Origin of the sequence: Bradyrhizobium sp. BWA-3-5, assembly GCF_032917985.1 — a bacterium.
In the GTDB taxonomy this organism is placed as follows: domain Bacteria; phylum Pseudomonadota; class Alphaproteobacteria; order Rhizobiales; family Xanthobacteraceae; genus Bradyrhizobium.
This window is the reverse complement of the sequence record NZ_CP136626.1, coordinates 966,597-992,500: the sequence shown is the minus strand read 5'-3', so window position 1 is coordinate 992,500 and position 25,904 is coordinate 966,597. Positions and strand designations below refer to the sequence as shown.

20 protein-coding genes, 2 tRNA genes, 1 rRNA gene and 1 riboswitch (1 of these 24 only partly in view) are annotated in these 25,904 nt (G+C 62.9%); of the genes, 14 read left to right on the top strand and 9 right to left on the bottom strand.

The window, feature by feature from the left end; translation table 11 throughout:
* From RX331_RS04765 to RX331_RS04755, 3 genes are all read right to left on the bottom strand, one after another.
* Positions 1 to 39: transfer RNA gene (locus RX331_RS04765), tRNA-Ala, on the bottom strand; it reaches 37 nt to the left of the window's first position.
* Positions 40 to 74: 35 nt separating this feature from the next.
* Positions 75 to 151 (bottom strand) — tRNA-Ile (locus tag RX331_RS04760).
* Between the two features lie 227 nt (positions 152 to 378).
* Positions 379 to 1,867 (bottom strand): 16S ribosomal RNA (locus RX331_RS04755).
* Positions 1,868 to 2,733: 866 nt separating this feature from the next.
* Between RX331_RS04755 and RX331_RS04750 the strand changes: the two genes are divergently transcribed.
* The 3 genes from RX331_RS04750 (at position 2,734) to RX331_RS04740 (ending at position 6,991) form a co-directional block, all read left to right on the top strand.
* Positions 2,734 to 4,803: a M23 family metallopeptidase gene (locus RX331_RS04750; protein ID WP_317255485.1), complete on the top strand. Its 2,070-nt coding sequence runs from the start codon at positions 2,734 to 2,736 to the stop codon at positions 4,801 to 4,803.
* Positions 4,804 to 4,984: 181 nt separating this feature from the next.
* Complete coding sequence (locus RX331_RS04745; protein ID WP_317255484.1) at positions 4,985 to 6,610, top strand: hypothetical protein; 1,626 nt, start codon at positions 4,985 to 4,987, stop codon at positions 6,608 to 6,610.
* A 114-nt stretch (positions 6,611 to 6,724) separates the two neighbouring features.
* Positions 6,725 to 6,991 carry a hypothetical protein gene (locus tag RX331_RS04740; RefSeq protein WP_317255483.1) on the top strand — a complete coding sequence of 89 codons (267 nt, stop codon included), beginning with the start codon at positions 6,725 to 6,727 and terminating at the stop codon, positions 6,989 to 6,991.
* Between the two features lie 63 nt (positions 6,992 to 7,054).
* Here RX331_RS04740 and clpB read toward each other — a convergent pair whose 3' ends face one another.
* Positions 7,055 to 9,694, bottom strand: a complete 2,640-nt coding sequence (clpB, locus tag RX331_RS04735; RefSeq protein WP_317255482.1) for an ATP-dependent chaperone ClpB — start codon at positions 9,692 to 9,694, stop codon at positions 7,055 to 7,057.
* 220 nt (positions 9,695 to 9,914) lie between these two features.
* Here clpB and RX331_RS04730 point away from each other — a divergent pair, with 220 nt between their 5' ends.
* The 4 genes from RX331_RS04730 to RX331_RS04715 all read left to right on the top strand — a co-directional run bounded on the left by RX331_RS04730 (position 9,915) and on the right by RX331_RS04715 (position 14,365).
* A complete protein-coding gene (locus RX331_RS04730) occupies positions 9,915 to 10,700 on the top strand; it encodes an MOSC domain-containing protein (protein WP_317255481.1) in 786 nt (261 codons plus the stop codon).
* Between the two features lie 895 nt (positions 10,701 to 11,595).
* Positions 11,596 to 12,648: a YihY/virulence factor BrkB family protein gene (locus tag RX331_RS04725; protein WP_317255480.1), complete on the top strand. Its 1,053-nt coding sequence runs from the start codon at positions 11,596 to 11,598 to the stop codon at positions 12,646 to 12,648.
* A 135-nt stretch (positions 12,649 to 12,783) separates the two neighbouring features.
* On the top strand, positions 12,784 to 13,308 hold the full coding sequence (locus RX331_RS04720; RefSeq protein ID WP_317255479.1) for a hypothetical protein: 525 nt from the start codon (positions 12,784 to 12,786) through the stop codon (positions 13,306 to 13,308).
* A 277-nt stretch (positions 13,309 to 13,585) separates the two neighbouring features.
* Positions 13,586 to 14,365: a DnaJ domain-containing protein gene (locus tag RX331_RS04715; protein WP_317255478.1), complete on the top strand. Its 780-nt coding sequence runs from the start codon at positions 13,586 to 13,588 to the stop codon at positions 14,363 to 14,365.
* A gap of 70 nt (positions 14,366 to 14,435) precedes the next feature.
* Here RX331_RS04715 and RX331_RS04710 read toward each other — a convergent pair whose 3' ends face one another.
* Positions 14,436 to 15,266 carry a TIGR02594 family protein gene (locus tag RX331_RS04710; protein ID WP_317255477.1) on the bottom strand — a complete coding sequence of 277 codons (831 nt, stop codon included), beginning with the start codon at positions 15,264 to 15,266 and terminating at the stop codon, positions 14,436 to 14,438.
* A gap of 259 nt (positions 15,267 to 15,525) precedes the next feature.
* On the opposite strand from RX331_RS04710, the gene RX331_RS04705 reads away from it, so the two are divergent.
* A complete protein-coding gene (locus RX331_RS04705; RefSeq protein ID WP_317255476.1) occupies positions 15,526 to 16,398 on the top strand; it encodes an alpha/beta hydrolase in 873 nt (290 codons plus the stop codon).
* Positions 16,399 to 16,534: 136 nt separating this feature from the next.
* On the opposite strand, the gene metW is transcribed toward RX331_RS04705, so the two are convergent.
* Together metW and RX331_RS04695 are read right to left on the bottom strand one after the other, a co-directional pair.
* Complete coding sequence (metW, locus tag RX331_RS04700) at positions 16,535 to 17,203, bottom strand: methionine biosynthesis protein MetW (RefSeq protein WP_317255475.1); 669 nt, start codon at positions 17,201 to 17,203, stop codon at positions 16,535 to 16,537.
* 4 nt (positions 17,204 to 17,207) lie between these two features.
* On the bottom strand, positions 17,208 to 18,407 hold the full coding sequence (locus tag RX331_RS04695; protein ID WP_317255474.1) for a homoserine O-acetyltransferase MetX: 1,200 nt from the start codon (positions 18,405 to 18,407) through the stop codon (positions 17,208 to 17,210).
* A gap of 76 nt (positions 18,408 to 18,483) precedes the next feature.
* Positions 18,484 to 18,563: riboswitch (SAM riboswitch) on the bottom strand.
* Positions 18,564 to 18,725: 162 nt separating this feature from the next.
* Here RX331_RS04695 and RX331_RS04690 point away from each other — a divergent pair.
* The 3 genes from RX331_RS04690 to RX331_RS04680 are packed head-to-tail and all read left to right on the top strand — an operon-like array spanning position 18,726 to position 21,637.
* The gene (locus tag RX331_RS04690; RefSeq protein WP_317255473.1) at positions 18,726 to 19,574 is read left to right on the top strand and encodes a chorismate mutase; all 849 of its coding nucleotides are present in this window, start codon (positions 18,726 to 18,728) and stop codon (positions 19,572 to 19,574) included.
* 30 nt (positions 19,575 to 19,604) lie between these two features.
* Positions 19,605 to 20,702, top strand: a complete 1,098-nt coding sequence (hisC, locus tag RX331_RS04685; protein WP_317255472.1) for a histidinol-phosphate transaminase — start codon at positions 19,605 to 19,607, stop codon at positions 20,700 to 20,702.
* On the top strand, positions 20,699 to 21,637 hold the full coding sequence (locus RX331_RS04680) for a prephenate/arogenate dehydrogenase family protein (RefSeq protein ID WP_317255471.1): 939 nt from the start codon (positions 20,699 to 20,701) through the stop codon (positions 21,635 to 21,637). The genes hisC and RX331_RS04680 overlap by 4 nt, the downstream gene beginning before the upstream one ends.
* 85 nt (positions 21,638 to 21,722) lie before the next feature.
* Here the strand turns inward: RX331_RS04680 and RX331_RS04675 are convergent, their stop codons facing one another.
* Positions 21,723 to 21,953 (bottom strand): hypothetical protein, encoded by a 231-nt coding sequence (locus RX331_RS04675; RefSeq protein WP_317255470.1) that lies wholly within the window; start codon positions 21,951 to 21,953, stop codon positions 21,723 to 21,725.
* Between the two features lie 242 nt (positions 21,954 to 22,195).
* The gene (locus RX331_RS04670; protein WP_317255469.1) at positions 22,196 to 23,383 is read right to left on the bottom strand and encodes a DUF2125 domain-containing protein; all 1,188 of its coding nucleotides are present in this window, start codon (positions 23,381 to 23,383) and stop codon (positions 22,196 to 22,198) included.
* A 111-nt stretch (positions 23,384 to 23,494) separates the two neighbouring features.
* On the opposite strand from RX331_RS04670, the gene RX331_RS04665 reads away from it, so the two are divergent.
* From RX331_RS04665 to RX331_RS04655, 3 genes are all read left to right on the top strand, one after another.
* A complete protein-coding gene (locus RX331_RS04665; protein WP_317255468.1) occupies positions 23,495 to 24,094 on the top strand; it encodes a gamma-glutamylcyclotransferase in 600 nt (199 codons plus the stop codon).
* A gap of 85 nt (positions 24,095 to 24,179) precedes the next feature.
* Complete coding sequence (locus tag RX331_RS04660; RefSeq protein ID WP_317255467.1) at positions 24,180 to 24,629, top strand: cytochrome c; 450 nt, start codon at positions 24,180 to 24,182, stop codon at positions 24,627 to 24,629.
* A gap of 348 nt (positions 24,630 to 24,977) precedes the next feature.
* Entirely contained in the window at positions 24,978 to 25,397 is a 420-nt protein-coding gene (locus RX331_RS04655) for an EF-hand domain-containing protein (RefSeq protein WP_317255466.1), read from the top strand.
* Positions 25,398 to 25,904: the final 507 nt, after the last annotated feature.

The following is a 25,904-nucleotide window of genomic DNA, read 5'->3' as shown; positions in this document are numbered from 1 at the left end:
CTTGCAAAGCACGCGCTCTCCCAGCTGAGCTATGGCCCCGTACCAGAAGACGAATGCTCCGCACTCGATCAAAGTGGTGGGCCTGGGAAGACTTGAACTTCCGACCTCACGCTTATCAAGCGCGCGCTCTAACCAACTGAGCTACAAGCCCCTAACGCTTCCTCCGATGAGGATCAGGGACATGCGCGCGCGTAATCGGCTCGCGCCGATGCATCGCACAGCGCTTAAGCCCCTGGCGCGTGTTCGTCCGCGAAGAAAGAGAAACGAAGACGGCGAAATCCCGCCAATGCAGCTCAACAATCCTGACGATTGTTGGCCACTGATGTTTCCAAAACGATCCGATAGTTAGCCGAAGCTAAGCTGAAGGATCATCCTTAGAAAGGAGGTGATCCAGCCGCAGGTTCCCCTACGGCTACCTTGTTACGACTTCACCCCAGTCGCTGACCCTACCGTGGCCGGCTGCCCCCTTTCGGTTAGCGCACCGTCTTCAGGTAAAACCAACTCCCATGGTGTGACGGGCGGTGTGTACAAGGCCCGGGAACGTATTCACCGTGGCGTGCTGATCCACGATTACTAGCGATTCCAACTTCATGGGCTCGAGTTGCAGAGCCCAATCCGAACTGAGACGGCTTTTTGAGATTTGCGAAGGGTCGCCCCTTAGCATCCCATTGTCACCGCCATTGTAGCACGTGTGTAGCCCAGCCCGTAAGGGCCATGAGGACTTGACGTCATCCCCACCTTCCTCGCGGCTTATCACCGGCAGTCTCCTTAGAGTGCTCAACTAAATGGTAGCAACTAAGGACGGGGGTTGCGCTCGTTGCGGGACTTAACCCAACATCTCACGACACGAGCTGACGACAGCCATGCAGCACCTGTCTCCGGTCCAGCCGAACTGAAGAACTCCGTCTCTGGAGTCCGCGACCGGGATGTCAAGGGCTGGTAAGGTTCTGCGCGTTGCGTCGAATTAAACCACATGCTCCACCGCTTGTGCGGGCCCCCGTCAATTCCTTTGAGTTTTAATCTTGCGACCGTACTCCCCAGGCGGAATGCTTAAAGCGTTAGCTGCGCCACTAGTGAGTAAACCCACTAACGGCTGGCATTCATCGTTTACGGCGTGGACTACCAGGGTATCTAATCCTGTTTGCTCCCCACGCTTTCGTGCCTCAGCGTCAGTATCGGGCCAGTGAGCCGCCTTCGCCACTGGTGTTCTTGCGAATATCTACGAATTTCACCTCTACACTCGCAGTTCCACTCACCTCTCCCGAACTCAAGATCTTCAGTATCAAAGGCAGTTCTGGAGTTGAGCTCCAGGATTTCACCCCTGACTTAAAGACCCGCCTACGCACCCTTTACGCCCAGTGATTCCGAGCAACGCTAGCCCCCTTCGTATTACCGCGGCTGCTGGCACGAAGTTAGCCGGGGCTTATTCTTGCGGTACCGTCATTATCTTCCCGCACAAAAGAGCTTTACAACCCTAGGGCCTTCATCACTCACGCGGCATGGCTGGATCAGGCTTGCGCCCATTGTCCAATATTCCCCACTGCTGCCTCCCGTAGGAGTTTGGGCCGTGTCTCAGTCCCAATGTGGCTGATCATCCTCTCAGACCAGCTACTGATCGTCGCCTTGGTGAGCCATTACCTCACCAACTAGCTAATCAGACGCGGGCCGATCTTTCGGCGATAAATCTTTCCCCGTAAGGGCTTATCCGGTATTAGCCCAAGTTTCCCTGGGTTGTTCCGAACCAAAAGGTACGTTCCCACGCGTTACTCACCCGTCTGCCGCTGACGTATTGCTACGCCCGCTCGACTTGCATGTGTTAAGCCTGCCGCCAGCGTTCGCTCTGAGCCAGGATCAAACTCTCAAGTTGGACTTGAAACCTTGAACCGGCTGATCACAACGTTTGACGAGGTCCCACCATTCTTCGCCGGCCGAAGCCGACGAGCTGCCCACGATTCACATCGCTGGCAACGATGGTGTAACCTTTAAAACGTGTACCGCCGAAGTCTTTCGTCCAGGCCCCGAAGATGAAAACCGAAGTTTTCAAGCATTCGAGACCACGCAAGGACTCCGCCGTCCACGTTTCTCTTTCTTCATCTACACTTGTCAAACAGCCCGGGATCACGAAGACCCCAATCCTCCCCGCAGGGAGGGTTCCCGCACTCCTCACTCGACGACAAATCACAACCGATTGGGATCGGCTGTTGAGTCACTCATCGTAATGAGGAGCTTACCGGGGCGCGAATAGATGCCTTGGCCTCGTGGCCAATGCATCGCCGCGCTCAGTGGCCGGGTTATAGGCCCGCCCGATCGGGGTTGTCAACGCCCTTCGTCAACAAATTGTCGCATCAGCTCGAAGTTTTTTGCGACGCCAAGAAGTCCCTATGTTTCGGGCCTTTGGCCGCACTTGAGCCACAATCCTGCGACGTTCTGACTACAAGATATGCAATGAATCACCGAATGCCAGTGGGGGCTGCCGGTGGTCATCTACCCGGGACAGGCGATTTTTTGATGAACCCGTCGCCTTTCCCAAGCGGCCGAGAAGCTTTCGAGAGATCTGCACACCATTGACGTTCGAGATTCCGGCCGGTCTTCTTCTGGCCTCTGATTCCCGAATTACTGTGCGTGCGGCATGCCACGTTCCAGAACCGCTCCTTCCTTCAAAAGGGCGGAAACCTGGGTTCTGGATCGGGCGAAGGTCTTTCGGATGTCGATGGAAATTGGGGGGACACAGGGTTGAGCCAGAAGGCGCCACGTGGGAGCGGCTATGGACGCGAGACCGGGATCATCGATCTCGGTCACGAGCCGCCGCTCTCCGTCGATGGCTCCGAGGCTGCGGTGATCGATCGCCGCCGTGTCTCCGTACAATGGTTTAGCGGCACTATCCTGACCGGTCTGTGCGGCGCGGCCCTCATCGGCGGCGCCGTTTTTGCTTCGCTCGACGGCGAAATGACCTTTGCCAAGGTGCCGGAGCGCGTCGAAGGCGCCTTGCGCGGCGCGTTCGGCGCCAACGACCGTACTGCTAGCCTGCACAAGAGCGACCGCTTGCCGCCGCCCGGCGAATCCACGGCTTCACGTAGTGTGGTGCGGGTTTCGACCGCCACCCGCGTTGGAAACCGTGACGTGATGCGGGTGCGGCCGTTCACCCGCATTTCCGGCAATCTGTCGATGACGACGAGCGACCTGAGCTCCAAGATCCCGCCCTATAATGCCCAGCGCCTTTTGACCGACGTCGGCACCACGACCCAGGCCGCCGCCGAGGATCCGAACAATCCCGAGGCCGTCGAACCCGACGCCGAGGTCTCCTTCGTAACCAAGGACCTCGCGACGGTGCTGCCGAAGGCGAAACTGGCCGCCGTGGTCGCACTCGATGAAGTCCTGATGCGGGTTCGGGATGCCGCCAACTGGCGCGGCTCGGGCGGGGTCCGCTACACGGCACTGGCCAATGCCGCGGCCGACGCCAGCGGCGCCCAGTCCGACCTCAAGCTGGCCTATGCCACCGAAGGCAACGTTTCCGATCCCTATGCCGGCTTCGAGACCCGCGTGGTGCCCGAGAACGTCACTTTGCTGCCGAAGACCAAGGACCAGATCACCGGCGGCAACCCGTCCGGCGAACGCGTCCACACCGTGAAGAAGGGCGATACGATCGTCTCGATCCTGCGCGACCTCGGCGCAACGCCCGATGAGGCGCGCGCAGTCGCATTGACCCTCGGCCCCCGCGGCCGTGACGGCGGCCTGAAGGAAGGCCAGAAGATCCGCATCCTGATGGCCCCCTCCAGCCCGGAGCCCCTCGCCCGGCCGCAGCCCTATCGCGTGGTCGTGGCCAACGAAAACACGGTCGAAGCCGTCGCGGCGCTGTCGGATGTCGGCAAATACGTCGCGGTCGACGTGCAGAGCATGAATACCATCGCCGAAGTCACGACCAGCAAAGACGATGATGACGACGATGAGGATGACGGCAGCGGCGTCCGCCTCTACCAGAGCATCTACGAGACCGCGCTGCGCAACAAGGTGCCGGCCGCCGTCATCGAAGACATGGTCCGCATCTATTCGTATGACGTGGACTTCCAGCGCAAGGTGCAGCCGGGCGATTCGTTCGACGTGTATTTCGCCGGCGAGGACGAAGGCACCAGCAACAGCGAAAAGACCGAGGTGCTGTTCGCTTCGTTGACGGTCGGCGGCGAAACCAAAAAATACTATCGCTTCCAGACCCCCGACGATTCCGTCGTCGACTTTTATGACGAGACCGGCAAGAGCGCGAAAAAGTTCCTGGTGCGCAAGCCCGTCAACAACGCGATCATGCGCTCGGGCTTCGGCGGCCGCCGCCACCCGATCCTGGGTTACGCCAAGATGCACACCGGCGTGGACTGGGCGACCCCCTACGGCACGCCGATTTTCGCCTCCGGCAACGGCGTGGTCGAAAAGGCCGGCTGGGAAGGCGGCTACGGCAAATATGTCCGGCTGAAACACAACAACGGCTACGAGACCGCCTACGGCCACATGTCGGCATTTGCCAAGGGGCTGGAGCCCGGCAAACGCGTGCGCCAGGGCCAGGTTATCGGCTTCGTCGGATCGACGGGCATGTCGACCGGCGCCCATGTCCACTACGAAATCCTGGTGAACGGCCGCTTCGTCGACCCGATGCGCGTCAAGCTGCCGCGTGGCCGCTCGCTCGAGGGCGGAATGCTGGCAAGCTTCGAAAAAGAGCGCGACCGGCTCGATGCCCAGATGAACAGCCGCGGTAATTCGGCGCGGGTTTCCGAAGTCACCGGCACAACGCCGCAGACGCGCCAAGTCAGCCGTTAACTCGCAGCCGCCAAGTCACGGAAGCTGAGCCTTCGGCCGGCCCTGCACGTCCGGAACGCGCTTCCCACGCCCGATGACAAATGTTTGGCGGCGCCCGCGCGCCACAACCGACAGTTTCGTTTGCCAAACCGCCCGCTGCGACAAATACTGCCCCCATAAAAACACTCAGGGAGGTAGCGTCATGATGAGCAGGCTTGCACTTGCAACCAGCGTTGCGGCAATCGTTCTTGGAAGCGCGGCCGGCGCTTCGGCGCAGACCTATGAGGTGACCAAGCTGGTGCCGGGCTCCGCATTTCATGGCGTGCACGGCCTCGGCATCGACAAGTCCGGCCGCCTGTTCGCCGGCAGCGTAGCGGGCGCCGCGCTTTACGAGGTCGATCGCGATAACGGCACGGCCAAGATTGCCGTCCCCTCGCCCGAAGGCATGTCCGACGACATCGCGTTTGCCTCCGACGGCACCATGGCCTGGACCGCGTTCCTCACCGGCGACCTCTATTCGCGCAAGGGCGATGGGCCGGTAAAGAAACTCGCCTCCGGCCTGCCCGGCATCAACTCGCTCGCGTTCCGCAAGGACGGGCGGCTCTACGCGACGCAGGTTTTCCTCGGCGACGCGCTCTATGAAATCGACGTCGAGGGCAACAAGCCGCCGCGCAAGATCATGGAGAAAATGGGCGGGCTCAACGGCTTCGAATTCGGACCGGACGACAAATTATACGGCCCGCTCTGGTTCAAGGGCCAAGTCGCCCGTGTCGACGTCGACAAGGCCGAGCTCTCCGTGGTCGCCGACGGCTTCAAGATTCCGGCCGCGGTCAATTTCGATTCCAAGGGCAATCTCTGGGTGGTCGACACCGCGCTCGGCCAGCTCGTACGGGTCGATCCGAAGAGCGGCGACAAGAAGATGGTCGCGCAATTAAAGCCCTCGCTCGACAATCTCGCGATCGACGACAAGGACCGCATCTTCGTCTCCAACATGGCCGACAACGGCATCCAGGAGGTCGATCCCGAGACCGGCAGCGCCAAGCAGATCATATTGGGCAAGCTGGCGCTGCCCGGCGGAATCGGCGTCGTCTCCGACGGCGGCAAGGACACGATCTATGTCGCCGACGTCTTTGCCTACCGCACGGTGGACGGTTCGACCGGCGAAGTCGCCGAGCCGGCCCGGATGCATGCCGACGGCGTGACCTTGGAATATCCGATGAGCGCGACAGCCAGGGGCGACGACGTGTTGTTGTCGAGCTGGTTCACCGGCACCGTGCAGCTGATCGACCGCAAGACCGGCAAGACCCGCGAGATGCTGCACGACTTCAAGGCGCCGCACGATGCCGTCAAGCTCAGCGACGGCTCTATTCTGGTCGCCGAGCTCGGCACAAAGTCTCTGGTTCGCGCCAGCGGCGAGCACGGCAAGGACCGCACCGCCGTGATCGGTGGCCTCGAAGGCCCGGTCGGCCTCGCCGCCGGATCGGGCGACGCGGTCTATCTGACCGAAGCGTTCGCCGGACAGGTCTCGAAGGTCGAGGCCAATGGCGAAAGAACCGTGATCGCCAAGGGCCTCAAGATGCCGGAAGGCATCGCGGTTGCCCCCGACGGCAAGCTTGTCGTCGCCGAGGTCGGCGCCAAGCGGATCATCCAGATCGACCCGAAGGACGGAGCGATCACCGAGATCGCCGCCAACCTGCCGATCGGCCTGCCGGCGGCGCCGGGCGGCCTGCCGAGCAACATCCCGACCGGCGTCGGCGTCGGATCGAGCGGGGTGATTTACTTCTCGTCGGATATCGAGAACGCGATTTACAAGGTCACGAAAAAATAGCCGCCACCACGTGCGGCTGGGGGAACTCGCCCCCCGGTCTCCGGTTGATGGTGAGGGACAAAAAACCGCCAGCCAACGCGGCGGCTGGCGCATGGCCAAGTGACGGAGGTCGTCATGCAGTTAACGCGTGAGGACGTTGCCAGGGCAGTCGGCGCCGCCGACGATGTGACCATCGCCCAGATCATTGGAACTGGCGCCACCGTAGAGGAACTCACCGAGGCCCAAGCTTGGCTCGCCAACGACGAGCCAATGATGAACGCCGGCAGACCGCTGGCAACAGGCCGCGTGCGTGAACTCGTCGACATCCTCTCTGAGCTTGATCCAAGTGACGACGAAGATGAACGGGGCGCGAGCAGCAGCCCGGCCGCCGAGCAGGCCTGACCAATAACACGGCATGGATGCACCCCGATCTCACAGGATGCATCCACGTGCTTTCATGCCTGCCTAGTTCAGCTTGCGCTTCGGCACCGGCGTCTCGAACTGCGCGATCTCGGCGGTTTGCGCCGCCTTGCCGTTGAAGGTCAGCACGTTGCCTTCCGAGGAGATCACGACGCGATCGCCGTCGGCGACATCGCCGGCGAGGATCATCTCGGCGAGCGGATCCTGCAGGTTGCGCTGGATCACCCGCTTCAGCGGCCGTGCGCCGTAAGCCGGATCCCAGCCCTTGGCCGCCAGCCAGTCGCGCGCCGCCGCATCCAGCGTGAGGCTGATCTTGCGGTCTTCGAGCAGCCGCTGCAGGCGGGCGAACTGGATCTCGACGATCCGGCCCATCTCGCTCTTCTGCAGACGGTGGAACAGGATGATCTCGTCGACGCGGTTGAGGAATTCGGGCCGGAAATGCGCCCGCACCATTCCCATCACCTGATCGCGCACCGCCGACGTATCCTCGCCCTCCGGCTGGTTCACCAAAAATTCCGAACCGAGGTTAGAAGTCATGATGATCAGCGTGTTGCGGAAGTCGACCGTGCGGCCCTGGCCGTCGGTCAGACGGCCGTCGTCGAGCACCTGCAGCAGCACGTTGAAGACATCGGGATGCGCCTTCTCGATCTCGTCGAACAGCACCACCTGATAGGGCCGCCGCCGCACCGCCTCGGTGAGCGCCCCGCCCTCGTCATAGCCGACATAGCCGGGAGGCGCGCCGATCAGCCGCGACACCGAGTGCTTTTCCATGAACTCGGACATATCGAGGCGGACCATCGCGGTTTCGTCGTTGAACAGGTATTCCGCGAGCGCTTTCGTCAGTTCGGTCTTGCCGACGCCGGTCGGCCCCAAGAACATGAACGAGCCCATCGGGCGGTTCGGGTCCTGCAGGCCGGCGCGCGAACGCCGTACCGCGGTCGCGACCGCGTGGACGGCTTCGGCCTGGCCGACGACGCGCTTGCCGAGCTGGTTCTCCATTTTCAGGAGCTTGTCCTTTTCGCCCTCCAGCATCTTGTCGACGGGCACGCCGGTCCAGCGCGACACCACCTGCGCGATGTGGTTGGCGGTAACCGCCTCCTCCATCATCTCGCCGGCATCCTCCTTGGCTTCGATATCGGCGAGCCGCTTTTCCAGCTCGGGAATCTTGCCATAGGCAAGCTCACCCGCGCGCTGGAATTCGCCGCGGCGCTGGGCGTTGGCCAGTTCGATGCGCAAGGTGTCGAGTTCGCTTTTCAGCTTCTGCGCGTCGGAGAGCTTGTTCTTCTCCGCGCTCCAGCGCGCCGTCAGCGCCGCCGATTTCTCCTCGAGATCGGCAAGCTCCTTCTCCAGCGCCTGCAGGCGGCTCTTGGAGCCGAGATCGGTCTCCTTCTTCAGCGCCTCCTGCTCGATCTTCAGCCGGATGATTTCCCGATCCATCAGATCGAGCTCTTCCGGCTTGGAATCGACCTGCATCTTCAGCCGCGCCGATGCCTCGTCAACGAGGTCGATGGCCTTGTCGGGCAGGAAACGGTCGGTGATATAGCGGTTCGACAGCGTGGTGGCGGCAACCAGCGCTGAATCCGTGATGCGGACGCCGTGGTGCTGCTCATACTTGTCCTTCAGGCCGCGCAGGATCGAGATGGTGTCCTCGACCGTCGGCTCGGAGACGAAGATTGGCTGGAAGCGCCGGGCCAGCGCGGCGTCCTTCTCGACATGCTTGCGGTATTCGTCGAGCGTGGTGGCGCCGATACAGTGCAGTTCGCCGCGCGCCAGCGCGGGCTTGAGCAGGTTGGACGCATCCATCGCGCCGTCGGCCTTGCCGGCGCCGACCAGCGTGTGCATCTCGTCGATGAACAGGATGATCGAGCCCTCGGCCGCGGTGACTTCCTGCAGCACAGCCTTCAGCCGCTCCTCGAACTCGCCGCGGTATTTGGCACCGGCAATCAGCGCGCCCATGTCGAGCGACAGCAGCTTCTTGTCCTTCAGGCTCTCGGGCACGTCGCCGTTGAGGATGCGCAGCGCCAGCCCCTCGACGATCGCGGTCTTGCCGACGCCGGGCTCGCCGATCAGCACCGGATTGTTCTTCGTGCGGCGGGACAGCACCTGGATGGTGCGCCGGATTTCCTCGTCGCGCCCGATCACCGGATCGAGCTTGCCGTCGCGCGCCGCCTGGGTGAGGTCCCGGGCATATTTCTTCAGCGCGTCATAGGCGTTTTCGGCCGATGCGCTGTCGGCCGTACGGCCCTTGCGCAGGCTTTCGATCGCCGCGTTGAGGTTTTGCGGCGTGACCCCGCCCTTGCTCAGGATATTGCCGGCCTCGCCGTTCTTTTCCAGCGTCAGGCCGAGCAGCAGCCGCTCGACCGTGACGAAGCTGTCGCCGGCTTTTTCGGCGGCTTTTTCCGCCGCGTCGAAGGCGCGCGCCATGTCGGGGGCAAGATAGATCTGCCCGGCGCCGCTGCCCGAGACCTTTGGCAGCTTCTTCAGCGCCTCTTCGGTCGCCTTGAGGATGGCGCGGGAATTGCCGCCGGCGCGGTCGATCAGACCGCCGGCCAGGCCCTCGCTGTCGTCAAGGAGAACCTTGAGGACGTGCAGCGACGAGAACTGCTGGTGCCCATCGCGGATCGCGAGCGACTGCGCAGACTGGATGAAGCCGCGCGCACGCTCGGTGTATTTTTCAATATTCATCTTTTGATTCCCTCGGCCTACCGCCATCACCCCTGAGGCATGATTGCGGCATCTTCATTGGGGGGTACGCGGACCGCATTGACTTTCCTCAAGCGGCCGCGGGTCGTCGCCCTGTTTTCAGGCTTGATGCAAATGTGGGCACTACCCGGCGAAACGGAAGAGGCCCCCATGGCAATTTCGCGGAGGTAGCGAAGCGTGAGGGAATCCCTTAAGAAGCCGCATGACAGACACCTCCCCCGCCAAGATCGCCGATATCTACCGCTACCCCGTCAAGGGCCTGACCCCGGAACAGCTGCCCCGGGCCGAACTCAAGCCGGGGCAGACCTTGTTGGCCGACCGGCGCTACGCCATTGAGAACGGCCCATCCGGCTTCGACCCGGCCGAGCCGAAATGGCTGGCGAAACCGCACTTCCTGATGCTGATGCGGGACGAATGGCTGGCTGGTCTGCGCACCCATTATGATGACGCCAGCCAGGTCCTGACGATTCGCCGGAATGGCGAGGTCGCCGCCCAGGGCAATTTGGCAACGGCCGAGGGCCGGGGGACAATCGAGAACTTCTTTGCCACCGCCTTTGCCGGCCAGATCAAGGGGCCGCCGAAGCTCCTGGAAAGCCCCGGCCACAGTTTTTCGGACGTCGCCCGCAAGGTCGTCTCCATCATCAACCTCGCCAGCGTCCGCGCCATCGAGGATATCGTCGGCGCCCCGGTCCACCCGCTGCGCTTCCGCGCCAATCTCTATGTCGAGGGCTGGCCGGCCTGGCACGAGTTCGACCTGCTCGACCGGACGCTTTCGATCGGCGATGTCCGCCTGAAGGTGGTCAAGCGCATCGTCCGCTGCGCCGCCGTCAATGTCGATCCTGATACCGCCCAGCGCGACCTCGCCATTCCGCCGGCGTTGCAACGCCGGTTCGGTCATGGCGACTGCGGCATCTATGCCGACGTGATCACCGGCGGCACAATTGCTGCGGGCGACACGATCGCGGCAGAACAGGCGGCGTTGTTGTAGGTTGTAGCAGCGACACACGACCGTCATCCTCCGCCACCGGGTCGCGCGAATGCGCGCCCGATGACAGGCTCAGGCGGAGGATCCAGTACGCCGCGGCTCATCGGTTCAATCACTGGCATCTCGGATTACTGGATTCCCGCGTTCGCGGAGGACGGCGACCGAATATGAGGCCGCATTCTCGCAACACGAATTGCCCGAGGTTTGCATCTCGTTCGCCCTCCCTCTCCAATCAGAGGGCGCAGGGAAGACCGGGTGCGCGCCGCACCCGCGGTCTCGTGTGCCATTATGCGCATTAGCAAAAGCTGCACACGAGCATACAGGTTCGGCGAGAGCATCCCGGCCTTCCCTGCGCAATGGCTTTACGGCTTACTTCGTGCTCTCCCCGGAGAACGGCTCTTTTGCCTCCGTCGCCCTTTGGGACGCTTTCGCGCCCTTCGGACTTAACGCCAGCACCACGGCGCCAGAACCACACGACTTGACCGTACGCGTCAGCCATACTCGTCTGTCATGGCCTCCGCGTCCATCGCATCTCGCCGCGCGTCAGTGACGATGGCCAACGCCCCTCATCCCGCGGTGAGACGGACGCAGTTATGCCCCTGATTTGGGGGAAACGGAAGCGGAATATTTCTGATTACCAGAAATTATGGACTTGACACGAATTCCGAAAATCAGAAGTGATTTGCCTGTCGAGCCAATTGGTCGCGGCCTGCTGCGTCAAAGGGGCTTGCGCGCAAAGCAAATCATTTTGCAGCGCGGTGATAACCCGTAGCGGGAACAGCGCCCCGCGGCGACTTCATCTCGCGCGGGCTACCACGAGCCGCGAAGAAGGTCGATCGCCGAGGAACAGGAGCGAGCCGGAAGGATTGACGGATGACATCCTTCAATGAGCGGCGCCATGCCTAACGTGAGATATCTCGATCCGCAACAAGATCCCCGCGCCTCGGCATCGGAATCGACGGCTTCACGCTCCGAGCACCCCAACGAGAAAGGCGATGGACGAGAAGGTAACAGGGGACGGCACGCCGTGAGCCCATGGCAGATCCCGTGGAAGGGATGGAAGGACATCCTGCTGCGCACCTACCAGGAAATGAACGAGGACCGGCTGCTGGCGGTGGCCGCCGGCGTCGTCTTCTACGGCCTGCTGGCGCTGTTCCCGGCGATCACCGCGCTGGTCTCCTGCTATGCCCTGCTCGCCGATGCCTCAACCGTCAACGGGCATCTCGCCTCGCTCGGGGCCATGCTGCCCGGCGGCGCGATGGACATCGTCAAGGAGCAGGTCGATCGCGTGCTTTCCAAGGGCGACATCAAGCTCGGATCCGCCTTCGCCTTCAGCTTCCTACTGGCGCTCTGGAGCGCCAACGGCGGTATGAAGGCGATGATTGATGCGCTCAATGTCGCCTATGAGGAGAAGGAGGAACGCGGCTTCTTCAAACTCAATGCCGTCTCGCTAACCTTTACCCTCGGCGGCATCGTCGCGGTGCTGGTCGCGATCGGCGCCATCGTCGCGCTGCCGCTCATCCTGTCGGCGGTTGGCCTCAGCGCGGTGACCGAGGCAATTATTCGCTATGGCCGTTGGCCGGTGCTCGTCGTCCTGACGCTGCTGGCGCTGGCCGTGCTCTATCGCTTCGCGCCCAGCCGGCGCGCGCCGCAGTGGAAATGGATCACCGTCGGCAGCGTGTTCGCTGCGGTTGCCTGGATCGCCGGCTCCGCTTTGCTCTCCTTCTACCTCGCCAACTACGCGCATTACGACGCGACGTACGGCTCGCTCGGCGCGGCAATCGGCCTGATGATGTGGATGTGGATGTCGACGATCGTCATCCTGATGGGCGCCGAACTGAATGCCGAAATCGAGCACCAGACCGCCGAAGACACCACCGAGGGCGGCGACAAGCCGCTCGGCGCCCGGGATGCGAAGATGGCGGATACGGTCGGCGCCGCGAAGGCGTGAGGACTTCCTGCATTCTTTTGTTCCAGGCATCGAGACCACGAAATGAATTCGGTTTAGATTTGATTCATCGTGATTATTAGAATTCGATTCAAATTTTCCGTTCATGGTTGCCGCGTTTAGTCGGAAATCATTGGCATGGCGATCCCGGGCGGAGCGCTTCGTTTTCAGGATTGTTGCGAACAAGCAGGCGAGCAGCCGGATGCCGCCGGCTTGAAGTCGCGTGCGCCAAGACTTCTGACGACAAGACTTCTGACGACAAGGCTTCTGATGATCGGCGTCATTTTGTGTTCGGTGTCGGTTGCCGGATGCGCGCGCAATCCGGCGCAACATGAAATAGGTCCAGCACTGCACGACAGCAAGGCATTTCCCAGCCGAACTCCCCTGCGTCCCCGTCGATACTCCGAACCAATTCGTTATGCCGAACCTAAAATCCGGCGGCCGGATCCGGCATTGCTCTCGCCGCAGCCCGCCCCCGATTGCGAGTTCAAACGGTCCGACCTCAAGACCGCCGATCCGGATGGATGGGCCCACTTGAAGGTCGAGTACGAACGGCAGTGCTACCTGGATGCGGAGAAGGCCGCGCGCGAGCGCCTCACTCTGCTGCAGAGCTCCAGCACATGTGAAATCGAGCCGGTCCCGCAGCGAAGAAGGGCTCGATAGCCCGTCATCGAAGACCCCATAATCGGCGCGGGCGGGAGCTCACGGCTGCCCCGCCTGCTTCACAATCTAAGCAAGATTGATCCATCAGCGTCCACCTTAGCTGGCATTTTGCCTACGCCTGCGAGGCGCAAGCCCTCCTTCGTTTCGTCTTGGTTTCGCCATTCGAGCCCTTCACGATTCTTGCGGTGGGGCTTTTTCCGCTGGTTACGCATTGATTGAGGCGTCGACCCATATGGTTAATCTTTATCTGATCGCATCGGCATTTCAGTGAGCAGTAATGACAACTCTTTACGATTTGCTGGGAGCGCTTCCAGACGACGATGCGGACGATCTGAGAGCTGCATTCCGTAAGGCTGCGAAGGCAAGCCATCCCGACGTCAATCCCGGCGACCAGCAAGCCGCAGAGAGATTCAGACGGATCGTCCGTGCCAACGCCATTCTGAGTGACGAGCAGCAACGAGCGGCCTACGACCGACTGCTAGAAGTCGCATGCCGCCAGCAAAACCCGGAGCCAAAGCGCAGCAACTTCCCTGGCGCAATCCGCAGGCTGGCCGTCGACGCCATCGTGAGTGCGGCGGTCTCGGCCGTGCTTGTTGGAGGATACTTTCTGTTCAAGCCTGTCGACGGGCGGCCCGTCGCTGCGCCGCAGGTGACCGAGGCTTCCGGGCGCGACCAGCTTGCAGTCGCCGGTGCCGGCGTGAATCTGCCGGACGCAGAAGCGCCGGCCAAACCGGACGGCACCGCGCCTGCAGCGACAACGGGCATCGATTCCGCAAGCGCCCATGCTTCCCCGCCACGCGAGGCCGAGACCAAGGACGCCCGATATTATCTGGAGCGAGGCATTTTGGCGTATCGCAGCGGGGACCTGTACATCGCGCTCGCCAATTTCGACTTGGCGATCGATAGGGATCCCGGCCTGTCAGATTCCTACATCAATCGCGCCATTGTCTTCCATCGCCTGGGCGACCTGAAGCGCGCCTTTGCCGACGTCGCCGAGGCCAAGCGCATCGACGCGCTAAGTCGAAGCGCGGCCGCTTCGGGGGCGCGCGCGCGCTGACGCGACCGATAGCGGCATGAAGCGCAATGCGATCTAGTCGTCATCGCGCTTCAGCTGCGGATGCCGTCGATCAGCTCGTCGGCATGACGTAGGCGTAAATCCGGCCGCGCGAGACTGGGGCTTCACGGACGCGGTTGCCGTTGTTGCCGGAGATCATGATCGGATTGCCCTTGGCATCGATACCGGTGATGATGCCGACATGGCCGCCGCGGCGGCCGCGCGACATCACGGCGATGGCGCCGACCTGCGGGCCGGAAACGCGCTGGCCGTATTTCGCGAACGAGCTCGCCATGTCCGAGCCGGTGCCGCGATAGCCGGAATGCTGTAGCACCATGTTCATGAAGCGCGCGCACCACAGGCTGCCGCGGCCGGTCGGGTTGCCGCCGAGATATTTTCGCGCTTCGGAGACGAGACCTGAGGAGCCGTAGCCAGAGGCCATCGCGCCGCCGGTCGGCGTCACCGTTGCATTCGGCGCGACGCTGGCGTTGGCATCGCCAAGCCCGCGCGCATTCATCTGCACGACGGCGCGCTCCCAGCGCGATGGGCGCGCTTCGTGCCGCGCCTTCGCACGGCGGCTGGCGCGATCGGCGCGCGCATCGGCGACGCTTTGCGAGCCGACGCCGGCGGGTACCGTCATCGGGGTGCCGCCCGGCATGTAGCTCGGATTGAATTCGGCGAAGCCGCCGGCCTGCATCGGCGACGCCTCATGCTGCATCTTGTGCGCATGGCGATGGTGGCGATAGGCGTGATGCTTGTACTGGCCAGCGTGATAGGCGCGGGCATGTCGCCCTGCGTGGTGTGGTCTTGCTGAAGCCGGAGAGACAAATACGAAGATGGAAGCCGAACACAGCGCCAGTGCGATGAAACGAACCGACCGGCGAAACACAAACAACTGACTCATACTTGGTCCTCTTTAACACCCCCACCTTCCCCTTGCGTTCGTCTACGAACGAACGCGGGCGGCGTTTTGCATTGCGGGATGTGACGAGAGGAAGATTTCATGTGGCAGCGGGATAACAATTTCGGGGTGATTCCACGTGGATTCCGTGGCGAAAATGGACCTTTCATGCCGTATTGCAGCCCCGAAAATTAATTGCGATCTTCTGAGCTCGCTGCGTAATGAAGTTGCGTAAAAACAAGAAAATGATGAGGAAAACGAAATGCCCCACGCAATCGCCAGGGATGGTGTCCGCCTCTACTTCGAGGAGGCCGGAAGCGGCACGCCGATCATCTTCCTGCACGAGTTCGCGGCCGACCACACCAACTGGGAGCCGCAGATGCGCTACTTCTCACGCGCCCATCGCTGCATCGCCTATTCGGCGCGCGGCTACACGCCCTCCGACGTGCCTGATACCGCAGACGTCTACACTTACGATTATTTCTACACCGACGCACTTGCCGTGCTCGATCACCTCGGAATCGACAAGGCGCATTTCGTCGGCCTCTCGATGGGCTCCTATTCCTCGCTGCAGGTCGCGCTGAACGCGCCGGCGCGGTCGCGGTCGATGACGCTCGCCGCGGTGGGCTCGGGCTCGGACCTCGACAACCTCGACACCTTCCGCGAGCAATGCGTCGCCAATGCCGAGCAGTACGAGGCGATCGGCTCGGTCGAGGTTGCCAAGGTGACGCGCGAGGCGCCGAGCCGGATTCCGTTCCTGCTCAAGGATCCGCGCGGCCATGCCGACTTCTACGCCGCGCTGGCGCGGCATGACGCCAAGGGCTCGGCCAACACGATGCGCAGCTTTCAGGGCAAGCGTCCCTCGATCTACACCATGACGGAGGCGATCCGGCGCGTGGCGACACCGGCGCTGATCCTGTGCGGCGACGAGGACGACAATTGCGTCGGGCCGAGCCTGTTCTTGAAGAAGCACCTGCCGGCCGCCGGGCTGTCGTTCTTTCCGAAGTCGGGGCACGTGCTCAATCTGGAGGAGCCGGCGCTGTTCAACGAGATGGTGGAGCGGTTCATTGCGCTGGTCGAGGCCGGGAGATGGCCGGTGCGGGATGCGCGGTCGATGGTGAAGGCGGTAGTCTAGCGTCAGCGGTAGTGCACCTCTCCCGCTTGCGGGTGGGGGCTCTCTCCACCCGACGAGCGCGTTATGTGGAACACCCCCACCCCAGCCCTCCCCGCAAGCGGGAGAGGGAGTGGACTGCCGTTGCGGCACGCTTTCTCTACTTCCCCTTCCCGCCCCTGCTCAGCAAAAACACGCCCTGCTCGCCGAACATGTTCCAGACCCACCAGGGCAGGTTCAGCGGCACCGGGCGGCCGTAGAGATCGAGCGCGACCGCGCGCTCCATCTTGACGTTGATCTCGTCGCAGAGCTCGACGAAATCCTTGATGGTGCAGAAGTGGATGTTGGCGGTGTCGTACCAGGTCGCCGGCAGATTCTCCGTGCGCGGCATGTGGCCGCCGATCAGGAGCTGCAGCCGCATCTTCCAGAAGCCGAAATTCGGGAACGATACGATGGCGCGCCGGCCGATCCGGAGCAGGTTTTCCAGCACCGCCCGCGGCTGCCGCGTGGCCTGCAACGTTTGCGACAGGATCACGTAATCGAAGGCGTCGTCGGGATAGTTGACGAGGTCGGTGTCGGCGTCGCCCTGCACCACCGCAAGGCCCTTGGCGACGCAGCGGTTGACGCCCTCGCGCGACAATTCGATACCGCGGCCGTCGATGCCGCGGCTCTCCAATAGCTGCAGCAGTTCGCCGTCGCCGCAGCCGACATCGAGCACCCGCGAGCCCGGCTCGACCATCTTCGCGACCAAGAGATGGTCGGTGCGGTCGCTGCCGGTGCGGTCGGGAACGATGCCCGGCAGGGGAAGCGTCTGGTCCTGAAGTGCCATCGGATCAACCACCATTTTTCAGGCCACGCGCGGTGCCGGCCGATTCCAGGAACGCGCGCGTGATGTCAAAGAATTCGGGCACGTCGAGCAGGAAGGCGTCGTGGCCACGATCGGTTTCGATCTCGGCAAACGACACCCGTGCGCTCGACGCGTTCAGCGCATGCACGAGCGCGCGCGATTCCGAGGTCGGGAACAGCCAGTCCGAGGTGAACGACACCACGCAGAACCGCGTCTTGATGCCGGTGAAGGCTTTCGCCAGCACGCCATCATGGTCGGCGGCGATGTCGAAATAGTCCATCGCGCGCGTCAGATAGAGATAGCTGTTGGCATCGAAGCGCTCGACAAAGGACGAGCCTTGATAACGCAGGTAGCTCTCGACCTGAAAATCGGCGTCGAACGAAAAGGTCGGGAGATCGCGATCCTGCATGCGACGGCCGAACTTGCGGTGCAGCGCGGCGTCAGAGAGATAGGTGATGTGTCCGGCCATCCGCGCGACCGCGAGCCCGCGATGCGGCTGGGTGTCCTGTTCGAAATAGCGCCCATGATGCCAGTCCGGATCGGCCATCACGGCCTGCCGCCCCAGCTCGTGAAACGCGATGTTCTGCGCCGAGTGGCGCGTCGCACAGGCAACCGGCATCGCCGAAAACACGCGCTCCGGATAGGCCGCCGTCCATTGCAGCACCTGCATGCCGCCCATCGAGCCGCCGAGCACGCAGAGCAGCGTTTCGATGCCGAGACGATCGAGCAGCATGGCCTGCGCGCGCACCATGTCGGGAATGGTGATCAGGGGAAAATCCAGGCCCCACGCCTTGCCGGTGGCCGGATTGGTCGAGGCCGGACCGGTCGAGCCCATGCAGCCGCCGATCACGTTCGAACAGATGATGAAGTATTTCTCGGTATCGAGCGGCCGGCCCGGACCGACCATGATCTCCCACCAGCCGGCCTTGCCGGTCAGCGGATGCACGTTGGCGACGTGCTGATCGAGGGTCAGCGCGTGGCAGATCAGGATGGCGTTGGAGCGATCGGCGTTGAGCTCGCCGTAGGTCTGATATGCGATCTGGAAGGGCGCAAGATCGACGCCACAATCGAGCCGCAGCGGCTGCTCAGTGCCGAACGTCGCCAGCAGCGACGTCGGATGGTCGGCCTCGTGCGCACGGTCCTCGCTCTGGATCGACGGGCTTGGTATCGAATGCAGGTTTGCCATGACGTGCCATCCGCCTCCGCGCGGAGGCCCTTAACAGGCCATAAAAAACCCGGCCTGAACAAAGGTTCGGCCGGGATCAACTCTGTCCCCGGCCTGTTTAGCGAGTTGTTTAACGTGGCTGCAAGCCGGCCGGCTCAAATGACCACGGAATGGCTTAAAATTAGTCGCTGGCGGGCTTTTCGTCAAGGCACGCCCATGGTTAACCGGGTTGCAGCCGCGCCGGGCCCGCCGTTTCTCTTTGCTTTCAGCGGCCGTCTTTTCTAAGCAATGGGCACGCTTGCCGACGTTTTGGATCGATCCGGCGTGAAGGTTTCTGACATGTCCAACGCTCCCCCGGCCCCGCCCACGCTGCAACAACTGCGCAAGGAGATCGATGCGATCGACGAGCAGGTCCATCGCCTCCTGATGGCGCGCGGCGACATCATCGACCGCCTGATCCAGGTCAAGAAGACCCAGGAGGTCGGCTCCGCATTCCGGCCCGCGCGCGAGGCCAGCATGATGCGAGAGCTCGTGCAGCGCCATCGCGGCATCCTGCCGCTCGACACCATCGAGAGCATCTGGCGCGTCATCATCTCGACTTTCACTTACGTTCAAGCGCCGTTCTCGGTGCATGCCGATGTCTCAGTCGGCGAGTCCGCGATGCGGGATTCGGCGCGGTTTCATTTCGGCTTTGTCGTGCCTTATGTCGGCCATTTCAGCGCCCAGGTCGCGGTCGAGGCGGTGGCGAAATCGAAGGGCGATCTGGCGCTGGTCTCGGCGATCTCCAGCCGCACCCCGTGGTGGAATCTGCTCGAGACGGACGGCGCGCCAAAGATCATCGCCCGCCTGCCCTTCCTCGAACGCGCCGATCATCCGGCCGCCCTGCCGGTCTTCGTGATCTCCCGGGTCGCCGACGATGCCATGGTGACGGAAGTGCAGACCTGGAGCGTGCGCGTCTCCGGGTGGAACGCCGACATCGCCCGCGCGGTGGCGCCGCTCGCCGAAATCGTCGCGGTGCCCGATACCGCCTTCGACGGCGCGGCACTATTGGTGTCGGATGCGGGCACCGGATTCGAGAAGATCAAGGCTGCCCTGATCCAGGCCGGCGCCTCGGTGCGCTCTTCGGCCCTCGTCGGCAGCCACGCAACGCGCTATACGGTGCCGGCGAGCGGGTCGGCCAAGCCCTAACTCACCGCCCCGCCATTTCCGGAGTTGAAGATGAACCGCCCCGTGCCGAATCCCGGCATTCTCGATATTGCGCCCTACACGCCCGGCAAGTCGCCGGTGCCGGAGCCGGGCCGCAAGGTGTTCAAGCTGTCCGCCAACGAGACCCCGTTCGGGCCGTCGCCGAAGGCGATGGAAGTCTACAAGCAGACGGTGGCGCATCTGGAGGACTATCCGGAAGGAACCTCGAGGGTGCTGCGCGAGGCGATCGGCCGCGCCTATGGGCTCGATCCCAACCGCATCATCTGCGGAGCCGGCTCGGACGAAATCCTCAACCTTTTGGCGCACACCTATCTCGGCCAGGGCGATGAGGCGATCTCCACCACGCACGGTTTTCTGGTGTACCCGATCGCCACGATGGCGAACGGCGCCAAGAACGTCGTCGCGCCCGAGACCAATTACACTGCCGACGTCGACGCGATCCTGGCGCGGGTGACGCCACGCACAAAACTGGTGTGGCTGGCCAACCCGAACAACCCGACCGGCACCTATGTGCCGTTCGACGAGGTCAAGCGGCTGCGCGCCGGATTGCCGGGGCATGTACTGCTGGTGCTGGATGCCGCCTATTCCGACTACGTCTCGCGCAACGATTATGAGCTCGGCCTGGAGCTGGTGGCGACCACTGAAAACACCGTGATGACGCACACCTTCTCCAAGATCCACGGGCTGGCGGCGCTGCGCATCGGCTGGATGTTCGGCCCGGCCCACATCGTCGATGCCGTCAACCGCATCCGCGGCCCCTTCAACGTCTCGACGCCGGCAATGCTGGCCGCGGTCGCCGCGATCGAGGACGCCGCGCATGTCCAGAAGTCGAAGGCGTTCACCGAGGAGTGGCGCAACTGGCTCACCGAAGAGATCGGCAAGCTCGGGCTGAAGGTGACGCCGAGCGTGGCGAATTTCGTGCTGATCCACTTTCCCAATGAGAAGGGCAAGACCGCGGCCGACGCCGACGCGTTCCTCACCAAGCGAGGCCTCGTGCTGCGGGCGCTCAACAATTACGGCCTGCCGCACGCTTTGCGCATGACCATCGGCACCGAGGAGGCCAACCGCCTCGTCATCGATGCCTTGCGCGACTTCGTGGCGGCCAAATGAACGCGGCACCGATCTTCCGGCGCGTCGCGCTGATCGGCTTCGGCCTGATCGGCGGCTCGATCGCGCGCGCGGCGCGGGCGCAAGGTCTCGCCAGCGAAATCGTCACCACCGCGCGCTCGGAAAAAACGCGCGCGCGGGTGGTTGAACTCGGGATTGTCGACCATGTGCTGGAGACCAACGCGGAGGCCGTCAGGGACGCCGACCTCGTGATCCTCTGCATCCCCGTCGGCGCCTGCGGCGCAGTCGCGCAGGAGATCGCGCCGCACCTCAAGGCCGGCGCGATCGTCTCCGACGTCGGCTCGGTGAAGGGCGCGATCGTCCGCGAGATGGCGCCGCATCTGCCCTCGCACGTTCATTTCGTTCCGGCGCACCCCGTGGCCGGCACCGAACATTCGGGACCGGATTCCGGCTTCGCCGAGCTCTTCATCGACCGCTGGTGCATCCTTACCCCGCCCGAGGGCACCGATCCGATGGCGGTCGAGGCGCTGCGCGCGTTCTGGGCCGGCATGGGCGCCAAGGTCGAGACCATGACGCCCGACCATCACGACCTGGTGCTGGCGATCACCAGCCATCTGCCGCACCTGATCGCTTACACCATCGTCGGCACGGCGGATGAGCTGGCGCAGGTGACCTCGTCGGAAGTGATCAAATTCTCCGCCGGCGGTTTCCGCGATTTCACCCGCATTGCGGCGTCCGATCCCACAATGTGGCGCGACGTGTTCTTGAGCAACAAGGAAGCCGTGCTGGAAATGCTCGGCACCTTCAACGAGGATCTGTCGAAGCTGACCCGCGCCATCCGGCGGGGCGACGGCGAGGCGCTGTTCGACCACTTCACCCGCACCCGCGCCATCCGCCGCGGCATCGTCGAGATCGGCCAGGATTCGGCCGCCGCCGATTTCGGCCGGCCGCACCCGCCGCTGAAGAAGGCGGAGTGAGCGGGCCAGAGAGAAAATCGTAGGGCGGGCAAAGCGAAGCGTGCCCACCATTCTTTCTGCGGATCAAGATGGCGGGCACCGCACGCTATTTCCGCAATTTCACGGGAAGCGCGTGGATCGGATGTCGCATCACGATCCGCGGCGCCATTGCCTGCGCCTCGATCCGCGGTCGTGCCGATCCGATGCCGAGATCGCCGTTGGGATGAAAGAACGCGAACATTCCCGGCTCATCGATCACGGGCTGCGCCGAGGCGGGGGAAGACACGGCCAACAAGGACAATGCCGTAGCTGTGCCAATAAAGCGGATCGTGGTCATTCTGCTCTCCTCACTGTCGGCCCATCGATGAGGGCCGTCGGAGAACAGGACTGGGATTTCAGCACAACATTCCCGTCACGGACCAAACCACCTATCACGCTTCGGCGATCCCGACGCTGGCAAAAGCACGGTCAGTTGATCTTGCGAGCCACCTTGTAGCCCGGACGAGCGCAGCGATATCCGGGTCGGTGTGAGAGCGGTCCGGATGTCGCTGCGCTCTTCGGGCTACGAAGCTCAGCCAATCAAAACAACGGCGGCACCTGCCCGACCCTTATCGGTCCCAGAAACACCGCGCCGTCGACGAAGCGCAGCGGGAAGGCGCGCGCCTTCTTGCCTTCCAGCTCCGCGTCCTTGCCGAGCGCGTTGATCCCGGCGGTGACGCCGGCATTGGCGTTCTGCTTGACGACCTTGCCGAGGCCCGGAATCGCCTTGTCGAGCGCGCCAAAGAGATTGTTGAGATCCTTGGTCTTCACGCCGGGCGCAACGCGATCCAGCGTCGCCTGCGGCACGCCCTCCTCCAGCATTTTTTCAATGCCAAGCAGCGGAACGACCTTCTCGATCCCGGCGACCGTCATCTGCAGTTCGCCGTCGATCCGCCCCTGCTCATTCAGGTGCAGCGTTCCCGCCGCCACCGAGACCAGATCGCCCTGCTGGATCCGCGAGCGCACGATTTCGACATGGCCGCCCGCCGCCTGCAGCTCCCTGAACCGTTCGGGCCATGGCTTTGGCGTAAGATCCTTTAGGCCGGTGAGCTTGGCTTCAACATCGGCATCGAACGTGGCTGCGAGCACCGGATGAACTTCCTGCAGGCTGCCGCCCGCTATCTTGAACGCGGCGTCGATCACGGGATTGTTCTTCGCCGAGCCCTCGGCCAGGCGGCCGTGCAGCTCGACGCGGCCGGCGCGGGCGAGCGGCGTCGCGACCGGGCCGTTGATGCGATCGATCGAGGGATTGTCGAACACGATGGAGGCGCGCTGCGGATTGTCGGGCAGCCCGACCACGCTGCTTTGGCCGATGCTCCAGTTCACCCTCATCGAGGGCGGCTGGCCGCTATCGGACAGCGTTGCCGGCGCCTTGAATTCGGCGATCAGAAGGTTCGGCTGGTAGATCTGCGCAATCACCATGATCTCGCCGAGTTGCGCGGTGAATCGAGCCTGCCCGCCCGCGGTTTGCGAGACCAGCGACACGCTGGCATCTTCGCAGCTGACTTCGAATCGGAACGGGAAGCCGGCCACCGAGCGCTTGCCGCACGCATAGACGCGGCCCGACTGCGCCTCCCGAGCGGCCCACACATCGGCGCGCACGCCGACTTCGGAGGCGGCATAGAACCAGAAGGCGCTCCAGGCCGCGGCGGCGACGACGAGCAAGACGGGCATGATGAAGAGGCGCCACAGCGGGCGCCGGCGCGGCGCGGGGGTCATGTCAGGCATGCGGCGTCCTTTGGCTAGCGATTGGGGCGAATGTAAGCATCCCCTCTCCACAACGAAAGGCATTGAAATCGCTTCGCTTTGCCGTTCCGTTCTGCTAGCGGTGCGGTCAGCATGGCCGCAAATACGCTGAACGATACGGAATTCTCCGCAGGCGACCTCTGGGTGTTCGGCTACGGCTCCCTGATGTGGCGGCCCGGCTTTGAATTCACCGAACGCGTGCCGGCACGGCTGATCGGCGAACACCGCGCACTCTGCGTTTATTCCTTCGTCCATCGCGGCACGCCCGAAAAGCCCGGTCTGGTGCTCGGGCTCGACCGCGGCGGCGCCTGCCGCGGCATCGCGTTCCGCGTCGCGGAAAGGAATCGCGACGCCACCGTCGCCTATTTGCGCGAGCGCGAGCAGGTCACCTCAGTCTATCGCGAGGTGAAGCGCTCGGTATGGCTGGAGAACGAGGCGCGTGACCGCGTCAGCGCGCTGGTCTATGTGGTGGACCGCGGGCATGTGCAATATGCCGGACGGCTGTCGATCGCCGAGCAGCTCCGCCTTGTGCTGCAGGGGCACGGCCAATCCGGCGTCAACCGCGACTATGTGCTCGCCACCGTGAAGGCGATCGAGGCCGAAGGCTTTCGCGATTCGCAGCTACACCAGCTCGCGGCGATGCTGCACGACCAGCATCCGCGGCCGCTTCCCGCGGAGAACGGCGACCGTTGAGCTAACGGCGTATTGACCTGCGTCAAGACGATCCAGACCCAGGCCTGCTAGCAGGACGTATCCGAAATCTGCAGGTGGGCACGATATGGTCACCATTTGCCTGAAGCGGTTGATGATTGCCAGCCTTGCTGCCGGGCTGGCTGGTGCCGCCCAGGCCCAGGACGTCGACATCGGTAAGTCGGAATTTCAGTCTTCCTGCGCGAGCTGTCACGGTACAGACGGAAGAGGCAATGGACCTGTGAGTGAGCAACTCAAGGTGCCGCCTTCCGATTTGACGATGTTGGCCAAGAACAACAACGGCGTCTTTCCCACGAACGCCGTTTATGAAACCATCCATGGATCAAAAACCGTTGCCGCTCACGGCACGCGTGAAATGCCGATTTGGGGCGAGCGCTTCAATCCCATCATCAACCTGCCTCACGCCGTCGATCCCTATTATTGGCGAATGGCCGGGCCGGAGAAAAGCCCGGAAGTTGTCGTGCGGACACGCATCCTCGCGGTCATCGATTATCTCAGTCGCATTCAGCAAAAGTAGCCACCGGCCGGCTGAGACTGCTTGCCCGCGTGGGGGTTGGTTCGCTCGACAACTTTGGGCCGGAAGCATGAAAGCCAAACTCCCAAGCCGAACCTGGCTGGAACCGACTGTGCGTCCGGAGCGAATGGATAAGGTGACCCGCGAACCAGCGCAGCTCACGGCAAAGTGCGCAATAAATTGATCTCGGTCGAAGTGAACGGGTTTGCTCGGTGAAAAGTTTTTTACTGAGGCGAGACGCTGAATGAAGGTCTGCAGCAATCGAGAGCGGCCGTTGTAGATGACAGGAACGTAGCCCTGAGCCGGCATTTAGCCGCGTCAATACGCTTGGCATCAAATGAGGAGACCCCCATGAAAAAAGCCGTTCGCGTCTTGGTACTTACGATATCCGCACTCGCTCTGGCATATGGCACTGTCGGTGCAATGGCACAGCCCCAGCCGGACCAACAGGCTCATTCCCACGGCATGGATCAGGAACGAGCCGGTGCGACCGGCCAAGGCGGTATGGGGCAAGGTGGTATGATGTGCGGAGGCATGATGGGCCGCGGCATGATGGGCGCCGGCATGATGGGTGGCGGGATGGGCCCTCCGATGATGTTCCGCATGATGTTCGCGCTGATGGACGACGGCGACGGGGAAATTTCACTGCAGGAGTTTCAAGCGGCCCACGAGAGAATTTTCAAGGCCATGGATAGCAACAAGGACGGCCAGGTGACTCTGGAGGAGATGCAAGCCTTCATGCACGGACAGCCCAGGAGATCGCAGCAATAGCGGCATCCTCCTGCCAGCACCACGAGCGCCTCGGTCGCGACGTATTTCAGTTATTTTGACAACAGTAGCCGCAGCGTCAGGCCGCCGATTCACTTGTCGTGCCGCGCGCGCCCGTCGGCTCCCTGATGGTTTCAAGCCTCCGGCTTCCTGACGAAGCCAAAGTACGAAGAGAGCAGGAAGAGAACGAAATGGACCATGGATCGGCCGCCGCTGATCTCGGGCGTTTCGACGAAACCTGTACCCAGTAGAGGCACCGAAACGTCGGCGAGCGGCCACGGTGTACAGGGCAAAGATCATCCGTTCCTCCTCGTCACCTTTCCGGGCATATCTGGGTCGGATGCGTGCCTGCCGCCAGCCCCGCGGTGGGCTTGGCCCGGTAACCGCCACTGCCGCCAACAGACTACGACCTGAAACTTTCGAACCCAGCCGGGCGCGCCCGTGTTCTAAAATTGCTGACCCGCAACAAATCCCCACGCCTTGTGAACGTAGGCATTGACGCGCTGAATT